The organism is Escherichia sp. 10290, assembly GCF_030295155.1.
GTDB classification, from domain to species: Bacteria; Pseudomonadota; Gammaproteobacteria; order Enterobacterales; family Enterobacteriaceae; genus Escherichia; species Escherichia coli_F.
In genome coordinates, this window is sequence record NZ_AP025741.1 from 1,856,014 (window position 1) to 1,871,004 (window position 14,991).

Below are 14,991 nucleotides of genomic sequence, written 5' to 3' on the forward strand. Positions count from 1 at the left end.
TCATGAATATCATCATCAACCTCAATATTAAGGGTTTTTATAGTCAACCCAAATATGGACGGCATCGCTCATTTAAGTGAAGTTACGAGGTTTATGGGATTGCTTGTAACACCACATTGTTTTTAGCATTTTGCAAGCCTCATCTTCTGTCAACGCCAGGTAAACCTGTCAGGGGCAGTCAACAACAAACCGCAGTAGATAACCTCCAGATTTTCAGTGGGTTGATTAAATGGAACATGGTTGAAATGTTAATATTTTCACGATGAATGAATTTACGGAGTGATCAGTAATATGAATCAGCTACCCAATTTGACGCTGACATTGCTTTTTGTCTGATTATTGTTAGAGGATGTGTATTAATGCAACAAATAGCCTAAGTAATCGAATAATTTGTTTTTTATGTGTCTACATTGAGGTTTCGAAATACTAATTAAGTTGAATATTCTGGGATTGCTAAATAAAATTTCAAGAGCAGACATTAAATCATGACACAGCCTGTGGCTATTTCTTATCTGTTACTCATATTTTATTATTTGAAATGTCATTCATTGAAAAGGATTTCTCATGCAAAAGAAAACGTTATTATCAGCGTGTATCGCTATAGCGTTAAGTGGCCAAAGCTGGGGGGCGGAAATAACAGAAGGCGAGAGTGCAGACAGTATGCGCAGAAGCTCTCAAATGACATGTCAGTCAGAAGGGCACGCCCGACCGTCAACGAAGTTGAAAACAGTGCCAGAAAAATGTGCTGTTGTTACAAATAATGGTTTCAGCTCGTTACTGGCATTAGGTGCCACGGCGGTACTGACAACACTCGCAGTGATTGAATTGTCTCATGACAATGATCATTCTGCTCACTCTTCTTTTTCCCAGCCCATACCGCCAGATGATAATGGCCCTCTACCGCCACCCCTTCCCAGTGATGAAGATTCAGATATACCTGTAAAGCCAGATAACGCCGATGATGTTACCCCCCCAGATAAAGGCGGTGATGTTACTCCACCCGACAATAGCGATGATGATGTTGACCCCCCGAGAACAGAACCCGTTGTCTTTGATAACAATGTGACATGGGACAAGGACGCGCAAACCTTGAAGATTCGCGGGGCGACGTTCACTTATACCCAAAATGAAGATGGTAGCTACACGCTGACGGCAAAAGATGGCCGAAAAACCATTGTGACTGAGTGGGAAAACCATGAAGAGACTCATACCGCCATCTTTAGTGGAGTGAGTACCACTGGTGATACGGAATGGCGCTATGATGACGAAGGTAAACTCCACGTCACACAGTTAGCCAGCGTCGTGTCTGATGGAACAACGGGCAGAATAATTACCGTTAATGATGCAATTATCACTGACCAGGGCGGCAACACGGCCCTGAATGGCGGTACAGTGATGATGATTAATGGTGACAACATTACGCTGACAAACGAGGGTAAAACAGAGGCTGTCGGTGAAGATTCGGTGGTCGGTATCCTGACCGGCGATAATATAACCATTAATAATAACGGTCAGACGGTGGTCGATGCTGGGACGGCGGTTATCGTTAATGGCGATCGTACAATCTTAAATAACACTGGCGACTCCACCGTCAATAATGGTGGAACAGGGGCCCTTATTATCGGTAATGATGTCAGGACCGATAATAAAGGCCATATGACGGTTGATGGGCAAAATTCATCGGGTAGCAAAATCGTTGGTAATAATGCGACGGTTAAACAGGAAGGGGATTTATACGTTAGCAATGCTGCACGGGGTATTGATGTTGAGGGCAATGGCGCAGTCGTCAGCAACAAAGGCAATATAACGGTGGTGGATGAAAAATCGCTGGGTGTTTCTCTCAGTGGTGATGCGTCGACGTTCATTAACAGGGGGGATATATCCGTCAGTAATGGCAGTTCAGAGACCAATGCGACAGGGATTCTGATTGAGGGTAATTATTCTACCTTTATCAATGTAGGGGATATCACTGCCAGAAATGCCAGTACCGGGATTCGCGTTGTTGGAGATGGGGGCGAAATTTCTCTGGCTGGCCGTATGGATGTTGGGGATTATTCAACCGGTCTGGATGTGTCTGGAAATAATAACACCATGACGCTGGCAACGAATGAGCTTAATGTGACTGGCAGTGTTGCTACAGGGGTAAATGTGGCCGGTGATGGCAATGAAGTTGAAATTACCGGTAATATTATGGTGGATAAAGATCAGACGACTGATAATGCAGCAGAACACTTTTTCGATTCTTCCGTAGGTATTCGTGTTTCGGGTAACAATAATGACCTGACGCTGGATGGTCAGTTAACATTGAAGGTTGATAGCGAACTTGCGCATCACACCTATAGTACTGTCAATGGTAGCCAGGAAAACATCAGTGGGTTGGTGATTTCAGGGGATGAAAATAGCGTTACCTTACGGGGTGGTATTCAACTTTTCGGTGAAGCATCGGCTATGACGGATGGTTCAGTCCCAGCCGCAAGTCGTACGGGCTATGGTGATATTCCGCTCATTAAGGTTGATGGTCATTCGTCGGTTTATCTGGGAGGAGACTCCTCAGTCAGCGGTCAATTTCCGCTGGGCTATGCAAATATTATTCAGGTAAGCAATAATGCTTTTCTTGAAATCACGGAGGATGCGACCTTCAGTATGAAGGATATTGACGTTTACGCGCATTATGGCAATAACCCATCAGAAATACTTAGCGTCAGTTCAGGGTCACAAGTTATCAATAACGGGTTTGTTGAGCTCTGGAATATGGGGTTTACCAATATATCGGGTACGGGTTCCGTTGCAACGAATAACGGTAATGTTTTACTTGAGCAATATGATTACTCATCCGCAATTGATGTATCGCCGGAATCCGGTAATAAAGCCTTCTTTAGCTCCGAAGGTGGGACGGCGGTGAATAACGGTACCATTACGGCTAAAGTGATGGAACAGTATAGCGTTTTGAATATGTTCAATGCTTTGTCATTGAGCGATCCCACGGTTTTTAATAGTGGCGTTGTTAGTATGACGGGCATGACTGCTCAGGATAATGGTTCAGCGCTAAATGGTGCGAATGGCGTTATTGATATGTATGGCCGGGGTAATGTCGGTATGCTGGCGATTAATCATTCGACTGTAACAAATGCAGGCCAGATTACCCTGGATACGATCTGGGTAGATGAAAACGATACCACCACCTTACGCAACGATATCGGCAGCAGCAATGCAAAAAATTATGGTGTCGGCATGGCGGTAGGAACGGACAGTTATGGTGGCGCAAGGCAAAATGCTACCGCGCTTAACCAGCAGTCAGGTACTATCACTATCTATAATGCAGGTGCTGGGATGGCAGCATACGGTACCGATAATACGGTGGTTAATCAGGGTACCATCAACCTCGAGAAGAATGAGAACTTTGATGGCAGCCTGGGGGCGAATAAACTCGTTGGTATGGCAGTTTATAGTGGCGGTACCGCAGTTAATGACCAGACGGGCATCATCAATATCAATGCTGAAAACGGGCAGGCATTCTATAACGATGGCAGCGGGACTATCGTTAATTACGGAACCATCTGTACTTTTGGTATATGCCAGGACAGTAACGCCTATAACCCGACTGATGGGTTCGTTTCATTAAGCTGGAGAAACGGCGATATCATTACGGCCGAGGGGGAGACGCTTAACCTGTCTTCATCCGGTGGTTCTACTGATATGATAGCGACCGCTGAAACCCTGGTAACCAACGCGGGTACCGTAACCGGAGGGGCTGTCACCGTGGCTGACTTTGGTCATCTGGTCAATGAAACCACGGGCAGTATAAACGAGGTTGATATTGCAACGGGTGGGGAATACACCAACCAGGGCACGACAAAAACCGTTTCTGTGGATGGCGGCGTGTTTACTAACGAAGGTGTAGTGACCGGGCAAGTAGGTACAACCGTTGCGGGTTCTGTTATCAACAACTCCGGCACTATCAACACTGTTGAACAATGGGCCAGTACGTTTTATAACGCCGGGACGGTAACAGCATGGAAGGGAGCCTCTGCTTCTGCCGTGATGAATAACGAAGCGGGTGGAACGGTCAATAAAGTGAATTTTTCTGCCGCAGCCACATTCAATAACGCAGGAACGGTTCATAGTGGTTCGGTTGATAAAAACGCGACCTTCAATAACCTGGACGGTGGTGTTGTCGATCTTCTTGATAACGGACTTTGGGCTGGGCATTTCAACAACTGGGGTACAGTGAATGGGGATGCTGATATCGCTACCGGCGGTAATGGGCATACATTGTATAACGGTACGACAGGTGTGATTAACGGCCAGGTTACGACGTCAAATAATAACGCCGGTAGCCGGGCAATTAACGATGGCACTATCAATATTGATAAAAATAATACCATCGCCATGAATGCGCACGGCAGCGCAAAAATGGTTAACAATGGCACCATCAATGTCGGCAGCGAAGGCACGACACAAACAGGCATGATTGGGATGCAATTAGCATCGGACGCCAAAGCGGATGGTGTGGTTGAAAACAACGGTACGATTAATATCTACGCCAATAACTCCTTCGCCTTCAGCAAGCTCGGGAGCAATGGTCATATTGTTAACAACGGCACTGTTTATATTGACGACAACGTGAATGGTTCCGGATTGATTAAACAATCTGGCACGCCGATAGAGGGCAGTGGCGAAGGGGGAGACGGTACGGAAGTACACTATGTCGACTTTACCGCGCCGGAAGAACCCACCATTACGCCATACGACGGCAGCCATTCTTCTTCCGTTAGCCGTAACGATGGCATGAACAACCTCAATGGTTACGTGGTGGGGACGAACGCCGACGGTAGCGCCGGTAAGCTGATGGTCAATAACGCCAGTATGAAAGGCGTGGAGATCAACACCGCTTTTGCGGCGGGAACGGCGGACAAAACCGTCAGCTTTGATGATGTGGTGCAAGGCAGCAACCTGACCGATGCGCAAGCGATCACTTCGACATCTGTTGTCTGGCAGGCGACAGGCAGTACCGACGCCAGCGGCAACGTTGACGTGACCATGAGCAAAAACGCCTACACCGATGTGGCGACGGATGCCTCAGTGAATGACGTGGCAAAAGCGCTGGATGCGGGTTACACCAACAACGAGCTGTATACCAGTCTGAACGTCGGCACCACTGCAGAGCTGAACAACGCGCTAAAACAAGTCAGCGGGAGCCAGGCTACCACGGTATTCCGTGAGGCGCGCGTGTTGAGTAACCGCTTCAGCATGTTGGCGGACGCAGCACCGAAGATGGGCAACGCTCTGGCATTTAACGTGGTGGCGAAAGGCGATCCGCGTGCTGAGCTGGGTAACAATACCGAGTACGACATGCTGGCGCTGCGTAAAACCCTCGACCTGAGCGAAAACCAGACCATGAGCCTGGAGTACGGTATCGCCCGTCTGGACGGCGACGGTGCGCAGAAAGCGGGTGATAATGGTGTTACAGGCGGCTACAGCCAGTTCTTTGGCCTGAAGCATCAGATGTCCTTTGACAACGGTATGAGCTGGAATAACGCGCTGCGTTACGATATCCACCAACTGGACAGCAGCCGTTCGGTGGCTTACGGCGACATCAGTAAGACGGCAGACACGAATGTGAAACAACAGTACCTGGAGTTCCGCAGCGAAGGGGCGAAAACCTTTGAACCGCGCGAAGGGCTGAAAATCACGCCATATGCGGGTGTGAAACTGCGTCACACGCTGGAAGGCGACTATCAGGAGCGCAATGCCGGAGACTTTAACCTGAGCATGAACAGCGGCAGCGAAACGGCGGTGGACAGCATCGTCGGGCTGAAGCTGGACTACGCAGGGAAAGACGGCTGGAGTGTGAACGCCACGCTGGAAGGTGGGCCGAACCTCAGCTACAGCAAGAGCCAGCGCACGGCAAGCCTGGCAGGCGCAGGCAGCCAGCACTTTAATGTCGATGATGGGCAAAAGGGCGGCGGCATCAACAGTCTGGCAAGCGTCGGCGTGAAGTACAGCAGCAAAGAAAGTTCGCTGAATCTGGATGCTTACCACTGGAAAGAGGATGGTATCAGCGATAAAGGCGTGATGCTGAACTTCAAGAAAACGTTCTAATTTTTAGTATGTGATGCATAAACCGCAACGCTGATACAGGTTGCGGTTTTTTATTGCCGGATGCGGCGCTTGACGCGTTTTGTTTTGGTGTTTTTCAGGACAATAGAGCAACTCATCCAGTAATCTTGTTTACGCCTTCGCATTATTTATCTCTTTTCATTTCTATACTGATTTTTCTGAATTCGTTTTATTACAGGGCAGGGTGCGATGAGCAGCAACACATTTACTCTCGGTACAAAATCCGTTAACCGTCTTGGTTATGGCGCGATGCAACTGGCAGGTCCTGGGGTTTTCGGCCCGCCCAGAGATCGCCACGTCGCTATAACCGTTCTGCGCGAGGCGCTAGCATTGGGCGTCAATCACATTGATACCAGTGACTTTTATGGTCCGCACGTCACCAATCAGATTATCCGCGAAGCGCTTTATCCTTACTCTGACGACCTGACCATTGTTACTAAAATTGGGGCGCGGCGTGGAGAGGACGCCTCCTGGTTGCCCGCATTTTCTCCGGCAGAGTTGCAAAAAGCGGTACACGATAATCTACGTAATCTCGGACTGGACGTACTGGATGTGGTTAACCTGCGCGTTATGATGGGGGATGGTCATGGCCCAGCAGAAGGATCGATTGAAGCCAGCCTGACCGTGCTGGCAGAGATGCAACAACAAGGCCTGGTAAAACATATTGGCCTGAGCAATGTAACACCGACGCAGGTTGCAGAGGCGCGTAAGATTACCGAAATCGTCTGTGTGCAGAATGAATACAACATTGCTCATCGTGCTGATGACGCAATGATTGATGCTTTGGCTCATGATGGCATTGCCTACGTGCCGTTCTTCCCGCTGGGGGGCTTTACGCCACTGCAATCCTCCACGCTTTCCGATGTTGCTACGAGCCTTAATGCGACACCAATGCAGGTGGCGCTGGCGTGGCTTTTACAGCGTTCACCGAATATTTTGCTGATCCCAGGAACGTCTTCTGTTGCTCATTTACGGGAGAATATGGCCGCAGAAAAATTGCATCTTTCTGCGGACGTGTTGTCTACGTTGGATGGTATTTCGCGAGAATAACGAATATACAAAAGGGAAAGATGCATTTCCCTTTTGTTTCTTTTTTAATGGCATGGAGTGCATATGTTTAAGGCCAGGATTTGCGGCTGGATACGTTTACTTCCCCTGTTTATCCTGAGTCTTCCAGTACAGGCGGAACTTCGATGTGTTGCAAATGCAGTTGATATTAATCCATTTTTATCTGCGGCTACCGCTGAAGATAAACAGCAAGTTGAACAAGCTATCAACAGTAGCGTGAATCTTGTCCCCTTCGGTTTATCTGCATCGGACTGGAAAGTGCATCGTGGCGATTTAGTGGTAGAAGGTAATATAGAGAGTAATCAAAAATTGATTGTTCTTGGCAATTTGACAGTCAAAGGTAATATTTCCACTTTCTCTCTTTCTAATCCATGGGTTATTCTCGGTAACGTGACGGCAACGAATATAGTTACAGATTCACCACTGTTAATTACCGGTTCGATAAATGCAAGTGGACTGGTATTTATCGATTCATATTACGATAATCCGTCTACGATTAAGGGGAGTGTTAATGCGCGTGGGATATTTATCAATGACATAATTGCACCTGTTGTTGCGTCTTCGACAAATAGTGAATTCATGGTCCGTGCGAGTGATAAAAATGACACTGAAAATGTCAAAAAAGCGCTGATGATAATAAATCCTGATGCATATTATTGGGGTCTAATAAATGATGAAGATGCTCTGAAAGAAATTTTTAAGCGAAGCAATATTCGCATGGCAGGGAATATCTGTAATCTGATGAAAAAAGAAGCGCTGTTTCGCCCTAAGCCTTCTCCTGAGTTAGTGCAGGAATTGCAAATGCTGGATGAAGGCAACGTTGCTGCATTTGAAGGACGAGATATTGCGACATTTGATCTTGCCATAATGCGAACTCTCCCAAGGATTAAAGGAATTTCAGCTAACCTACGCAAACAACTTATTAATAGCAATGATGGACAAACGATTGCAAGTATGGCGAGATATATGCCTGACAATGAGATTCTGGAGTTGACCGATCAGCAATTGGGTTACCAGCCTGTTGTTCTGGGGTTGCTCGACCGTGAACCGCTCTCTGTCGAAATAATGACGCGAATGAGTCATCTACCTGATGGTGTCGGTCCGTTGAATCTTGCGCTACGTGAAAATCTCCCTCTGGATATCGTCATGACTCTGGCGAAAAGAGATTGGGATATGATCATTCAGGAGCTTTATAAAGATGCGTGGTTATTGCCCGAATCCATTATTGATGGCTATATCCGCAGTGATGATCCCTCTATTCGTCAGGTCGGTGCTGGAGGACAACTCACCTACAATCAGGCAATGCAGTTGGCGAACGATTCATCAAACGATGTTGTCACAAGCTTAGCGTCAAAGCTGGCAGAGATGAAACACCATGGTCAATTGTTGCGGATGACGCCACAAGAGAGTGACAAAGTTGCAGTATATTTATACCAAAAATTCGAGAATGACGATGATCTAATACGTGTGTTATTTTTAGCATTGCCAGATAACTTACAGTTTAATTTTGTTAAAAGGATGGAGAAAAAATCCCCTGCCTACTTTTGCTGTCGGGATATGCAGGTAATTCACTCTGACGCTGCTCTACAACGATTATTGACACGTTTCAACGATCCTGAGGGGTGGAGTAATCTGGCGAAAAATCAGTATCTGAGCACGTCGATGAAACAAAAAATTTGGCAACGTGCTTTATCGCATCGGAAAAATAATCCCAAAGCAGATTCAGATGCATATGAAACCAGCGCTGATATGATTTTGTCTGAGCTTATCAGCTACGGTGAAGTTGATGACCAGATGCTATTAAATGCCACCTCTCTGATACGTTCGGACGACTGGGACTTTTTAGAGAGTGCATTAATTAGTTGGGATAATTTACCCGCTGTTGTTCTCAAAGAATTACAGAAAAACACGCCACGCAATGATATTTGGGCGAAGTTTTTTCTGAGGCAGGAAAACAGCTCCCGTGCGCAGGTTAACGAAGCGTTACGTGTTTATTATGCACTCGACCCCGATGCGTTAGCACAACTGGATGTACTGGCAAAACAACCGGATCGTATATGGTGGAGTACACTGGCGAAAAGCAATCTCACATTTTTCAAGTTCGGCGCACTTAGCAACCGCCACACCCCCCCTGCGGCACTGGCGGCAGAAATTGATCCCGAGTGGTGGATTGTGGCGATGAATAATCCCCGTTTTCCAGTTGATGTATTAAAGGCGAGGCTGAAACGTGATCCTTTGCTGGCGTTAGAGCTTGTTAACCCTGAACTGGATTTAGTTCGCCAGCTGGCGCTTAACGGTAAGACGCGCGCAATACGGGAACAAGCGATGAGAAAACTTGATGAGTTGTATTGATCCACAACGTAATGTTTCTTAACCATTTGATTAATTGGGGATAATCATTCCTGGCAGTGAGTCCCCAATACCTTGATATATTCTGAATTTTTAATGAAGCGGCGTGTTGCGATATCTCCGTAAGGGGAATTGATGCACCATAGCGCAAACCGAATTATCAAGGATTGATAATGACGCTCTACCAGATAAAACCGCTCTTTCAGTCGCTGTTAAGGCCGACGATGTTTTGGCTTTATAAGCACCATGTTACAGCGAATCACATCACTCTTGCTGCACTGGCGCTTTCTCTTCTTACCGGATTGCTGTTGATGTTGGTGGCACGCCCCATCCTTTTTTTGCTATTGCCCATCGTGCTTTTTGTCCGTATGGCACTCAATGCGCTGGATGGCATGATGGCGCGTGAGTGTAATCAGCAAACACGTCTTGGGGCGATTTTGAACGAAACTGGCGATGTTATTTCCGATATTGCGCTTTATTTACCGTTTTTATTTTTACCGGAAAGTAACGCATCACTCGTAATACTCATGTTATTTTGCACCATATTGACTGAGTTTTGCGGTTTACTCGCGCAGACGATTAACGGTATTCGCAGTTATGCCGGTCCATTTGGCAAAAGCGATCGTGCGTTAATATTTGGTTTGTGGGGGCTGGCCATTGCCATTTATCCCCAGTGGATGCAATGGAATAATTTATTATGGAGTATTGCTTCAATTCTGCTTATCTGGACTGCGATTAATCGTTGTCGGAGTGTGCTTTTTATGAGTGCTGAAAGATAATGCTGGAAAAATCTCTGGCAACACTTTTCGCGTTGTTAATTTTAGCAACGCTGATAAACCGTTTTCTGATATGGCGGTTACCGGAGAGAAAAGGGGGTGAGGTTACATTACGTATTCGTACCTGGTGGGGCATCGTCATTTGTTTTTCAATGGTGATTTCAGGTCCACGCTGGATGACGTTGACGTTTTTTGCGCTGATAAGTTTTCTGGCATTGAAAGAATATTGTACGCTTATATCTGTACATTTTCCGCGTTGGTTATATTGGGGTATTCCTCTTAACTATTTGCTTATCGGTTTTAATTGCTTTGAGCTGTTTCTGTTATTTATACCTTTGGCTGGGTTTCTGATATTAGCCACCTGGCGAGTTTTAGTGGGTGACCCCTCTGGTTTTCTGCATACCGTGAGCGCCATTTTTTGTGGCTGGATAATGACCGTTTTCGCCTTGAGTCATGCCGCCTGGTTATTAATGTTGCCAACCACAAATATCCAGGGCGGGGCGTTACTGGTGTTATTTCTTTTGGCATTAACCGAGTCAAACGATATTGCACAGTATTTATGGGGAAAATCCTGCGGCAGAAGAAAAGTGGTCCCTAAAGTCAGCCCGGGAAAAACATTGGAAGGTCTGATGGGCGGCGTAATCACCACCATGATTGCGTCACTGATTATTGGACCGTTGCTGACACCGCTAGATACATTACAGGCATTATTAGCGGGTTTGTTAATTGGTATTAGTGGTTTTTGCGGCGATGTAGTGATGTCAGCCATCAAACGAGATATTGGTGTTAAAGATAGTGGAAAACTATTACCAGGACATGGCGGACTCCTTGACAGGATTGACTCATTAATTTTCACCGCTCCGGTATTTTTTTATTTTATTCGCTACTGCTGTTACTGAAGGAAAATAGAGAAAATGGAAAATTCACGCATCCCTGGGGAACATTTTTTTACCACCAGTGATAATACAGCGTTGTTTTATCGGCACTGGCCCGCTTTACAGCCAGGGGTGAAAAAGGTCATCGTCTTATTTCATCGCGGTCATGAACATTCTGGTCGTCTACAACATATCGTTGATGAACTGGCGATGCCAGATACTGCTTTTTATGCCTGGGATGCCCGAGGGCATGGACAAACTTCGGGGCCGCGTGGTTATAGCCCATCTCTTGCGCGTTCAGTGCAGGATGTCGATGAATTTGTCCGTTTTGCTGCCAGCGACAGCCAGGTCGGGCTGGAAGAGGTGGTTGTGATCGCGCAAAGCGTCGGCGCAGTGCTGGTTGCCACATGGGTTCATGATTATGCGCCTGCTATTCGCGGGCTGGTGCTGGCTTCTCCGGCCTTTAAGGTTAAATTGTATGTGCCGCTGGCACGTCCTGCGCTGGCGTTATGGCATCGTCTGCGTGGTCTGTTTTTTATTAATTCCTATGTGAAAGGACGCTATTTGACCCACGATTGGGAACGGGTAGCGAGTTTCAATAATGATCCGCTGATCACACGGGCGATTGCCGTCAATATCTTGCTCGATCTCTATAAAACGTCTGAACGTATTGTTAGCGATGCGGCGGCGATTACGCTCCCCACGCAACTTCTGATATCGGGCGATGACTATGTGGTGCGTCGCCAACCGCAGATTGATTTTTATCAGAGATTACGTAGCCCTCTGAAAGAGCTGCATCTGCTGCCGGGCTTTTATCACGACACGTTGGGTGAAGAGAACAGGGCGCAGGCATTTGAAAAAATGCAAAGTTTTATCAGCCGTTTATATGCTAACAAGTCGCAAAAATTTGATTATCAGCATGAAGAGCGCACAGGACCATCTGCGGATCGATGGCGGCTCCTTTCTGGTGGACCCGTGCCATTATCGCCGATTGATTTGGCGTATCGCTTTATGCGAAAGGCGATGAAACTGTTCGGGGCGCAATCTGCGGGCCTGCATCTCGGAATGAGCACCGGCTTTGATTCAGGCAGTTCGCTGGATTATGTTTATCAAAATCAACCGCAAGGCAGTAACGCATTCGGGCGTTTTATCGACAAAATCTACCTGAACAGTGTTGGCTGGCGCGGTATTCGCCAGCGCAAAGCCCATTTACAAATGCTGATTAAACAAGCCGTTGCCGATCTCCACGCCAAAGGTTTAGCCGTCCGCGTGGTTGACATTGCCGCAGGGCATGGGCGCTATGTACTGGATGCGCTGGCAAACGAGCCTGCCGTAAGCGATATTTTGTTACGTGATTACAGTGAGTTAAATGTTGCACAGGGGCAAGAGATGATTGCCCAAAAGGGAATGTCTGGGCGGGCGCGTTTTGAACAGGGCGATGCGTTTAATACGGCAGAACTCAGCGCGTTAACTCCGCGGCCTACGTTGGCGATTGTCTCTGGCCTGTATGAGCTTTTTCCCGAAAACGAGCAGGTAAAAAACTCCCTCGCTGGTCTTGCCAATGCCATCGAACCGGGTGGCATTCTCATCTACACCGGGCAGCCGTGGCACCCACAACTGGAGCTGATTGCCGGGGTGTTAACCAGTCATAAAGATGGTAAACCGTGGGTAATGCGCGTGCGTTCGCAAGGGGAGATGGATTCGCTCGTGCGTAATGCCGGATTTGATAAATGCACACAACGGATTGATGAGTGGGGCATTTTTACGGTTTCGATGGCGGTGCGTCGTGACCACTGAACGCCGGAGCGTATTGCTACAAGGAGCTGGCTGGTTATTGTTGCTGGCCCCGTTTTTCTTCTTCACATATGGATTTCTTAATCAGTTCACCGCGTTTCAGGATCTTAACAACCATGATATCCCCAGTCAGGTGTTCGGTTGGGAAACGGCGATCCCTTTTCTTCCCTGGACTATTGTTCCTTACTGGAGTCTGGATCTTTTATATGGATTTTCGCTGTTCGTTTGTCGCTCGACATTCGAACAGCGCCGACTGGTCCACCGGCTTATTCTGGCAACGGTAATGGCCTGTTGCGGTTTTTTGCTCTATCCGCTGAAGTTTAGTTTTATCCGCCCTGAAGTGAGTGGGGTGACGGGATGGCTATTTTCGCAACTTGAACTGTTTGATCTGCCTTATAACCAGTCCCCTTCGCTGCATATTATTCTCTGCTGGCTACTTTGGCGTCACTATCGTCAGCATCTGGCTGTGAGGTGGCGTAAAGTCTGTGGCGGATGGTTTTTACTCATCGCTATTTCTACGCTGACGACCTGGCAGCATCATTTTATTGATGTCATCACAGGGCTGGCGGTAGGTATGTTGATTGACTGGATGGTGCCCGTCGACCGTCGCTGGAACTACCAGATACCTGATCAACGTCGAATCAAAATAGCACTGCCATATGTCGTAGGCGCGTGTTCGTGCATAGTATTGATGACGCTAATGATGATGAATCAGTTACGGTGGTCAGTCTGGTTATGTTGGCCAGTATTATCGCTACTCATTATTGGCCGTGGGTACGGTGGGCTTGGCGCGATAACAACAGGGAAAGATAGTCAGGGGAAACTCCCGCCTGCCGTTTACTGGCTGACATTGCCCTGGCGCATCGGTATGTGGATATCGATGCACTGGTTTTGTCGTCGGCTGGAGCCGGTGAGCGAAATTACTGCGGGTGTTTATTTAGGGACGTTTCCACGACATATTCCGGCACAGAATGCGGTTCTGGACGTCACCTTTGAATTCCCTCGCGGACGAGCGACAAAAGATCGACTCTATTTTTGTGTACCTATGTTGGATCTGGTGGTTCCGGAAGAGGGGGAGCTCCGACAGGCCGTGGCGATGCTGGAAACATTACGCAAAGAGCAAGGCAGCATTCTGGTCCATTGCGCGTTGGGATTATCGCGCAGTGCGCTGGTGGTGGCCGCATGGCTGTTATGTTACGGACACTGTAAAACCGTTGATGAAGCGATTAACTATATTCGCGTCAGACGCCCGCAGATTGTGCTGACAGCCGAGCACAAAGCGATGCTGAGATTGTGGGAGAACAGGTAAGTGGATTGAGATGTGGACTGAATATCTACAGTCCACATCAAAATAGTGTCCGGTTATGCAGCAACAATACTGTCGATGGCTGCTTTCGCGTCAGACTGCGCTTTCGCTGCCATTTCCGGGCCGTACGCGATCCCTTCGGCGAAGACAAATTTCACATCGGTAATGCCGATAAAGCCCAGGAATGTGGACAGATACGGCGTTACCAGATCCGTTGGGCCATCTTTATGGATCCCACCGCGGCTGGTAATAACGATGGCTTTTTTACCCGTTACCAGACCTTCCGGACCGTTCTCGGTATAGCGGAAAGTAACGCCTGCACGTGCCACCAGGTCAAAATAGTTTTTCAACTGAGTTGAGATGTTGAAGTTATACATCGGTGCCGCAATAACGATAACGTCATGGGCTTTCAGCTCGGCAATCAGCTCATCGGAAAGCGCCAGAGCTTCCTGCTGACGCGGAGTCAGCGGCGCATCGCTCGGACGCAGTGCACCAACCAGTTCGCCATCCAGTACCGGAATCGGATTTGCAGCCAGGTCACGCACGGTGATTTCATCAGCGGAGTGCTTTTCGCGCCATTGTTCAACAAAATAATCGGACAACTGATTAGACTGAGAGTACCCTGCCAGGATGCTGGATTTAAGAACTAATACCTTGCTCATGGTGTTTCCTTATAGATGTTTGAATGGGCGATGCCCCGTTG

8 protein-coding genes are annotated in these 14,991 nt (G+C 47.6%); 7 read left to right on the forward strand and 1 reads right to left on the reverse strand.

All coding sequences use genetic code 11. The features are described 5' to 3' along the window. Positions 1–564 precede the first annotated feature (564 nt). From QUE74_RS09440 to QUE74_RS09470, 7 genes are all read left to right on the forward strand, one after another. Positions 565–6,102, forward strand: a complete 5,538-nt coding sequence (locus QUE74_RS09440; RefSeq protein ID WP_001355392.1) for a pectate lyase-fold domain-containing protein — start codon at positions 565–567, stop codon at positions 6,100–6,102. A 207-nt stretch (positions 6,103–6,309) separates the two neighbouring features. Next, the gene (gene pdxI / locus QUE74_RS09445) at positions 6,310–7,170 is read left to right on the forward strand and encodes a pyridoxine 4-dehydrogenase (protein ID WP_000097814.1); all 861 of its coding nucleotides are present in this window, start codon (positions 6,310–6,312) and stop codon (positions 7,168–7,170) included. Positions 7,171–7,233: 63 nt separating this feature from the next. Further along, positions 7,234–9,540, forward strand: a complete 2,307-nt coding sequence (locus QUE74_RS09450; RefSeq protein WP_286332004.1) for a DUF2773 domain-containing bactofilin — start codon at positions 7,234–7,236, stop codon at positions 9,538–9,540. A 170-nt stretch (positions 9,541–9,710) separates the two neighbouring features. Beyond that, the gene (locus tag QUE74_RS09455) at positions 9,711–10,316 is read left to right on the forward strand and encodes a CDP-alcohol phosphatidyltransferase family protein (RefSeq protein ID WP_000177530.1); all 606 of its coding nucleotides are present in this window, start codon (positions 9,711–9,713) and stop codon (positions 10,314–10,316) included. Continuing rightward, positions 10,316–11,212 carry a phosphatidate cytidylyltransferase gene (locus QUE74_RS09460; RefSeq protein ID WP_000890920.1) on the forward strand — a complete coding sequence of 299 codons (897 nt, stop codon included), beginning with the start codon at positions 10,316–10,318 and terminating at the stop codon, positions 11,210–11,212. The genes QUE74_RS09455 and QUE74_RS09460 overlap by 1 nt, the downstream gene beginning before the upstream one ends. 15 nt (positions 11,213–11,227) lie before the next feature. Beyond that, positions 11,228–12,985, forward strand: coding sequence for a bifunctional alpha/beta hydrolase/class I SAM-dependent methyltransferase (locus QUE74_RS09465; protein WP_000431867.1), 1,758 nt, complete (start codon positions 11,228–11,230; stop codon positions 12,983–12,985). Beyond that, complete coding sequence (locus tag QUE74_RS09470; RefSeq protein WP_000206187.1) at positions 12,975–14,291, forward strand: phosphatase PAP2/dual specificity phosphatase family protein; 1,317 nt, start codon at positions 12,975–12,977, stop codon at positions 14,289–14,291. The genes QUE74_RS09465 and QUE74_RS09470 overlap by 11 nt, the downstream gene beginning before the upstream one ends. Before the next feature lie 53 nt (positions 14,292–14,344). Here QUE74_RS09470 and azoR read toward each other — a convergent pair whose 3' ends face one another. After that, positions 14,345–14,950 carry an FMN-dependent NADH-azoreductase gene (gene azoR, locus QUE74_RS09475; RefSeq protein ID WP_000048948.1) on the reverse strand — a complete coding sequence of 202 codons (606 nt, stop codon included), beginning with the start codon at positions 14,948–14,950 and terminating at the stop codon, positions 14,345–14,347. Positions 14,951–14,991 lie beyond the last annotated feature (41 nt).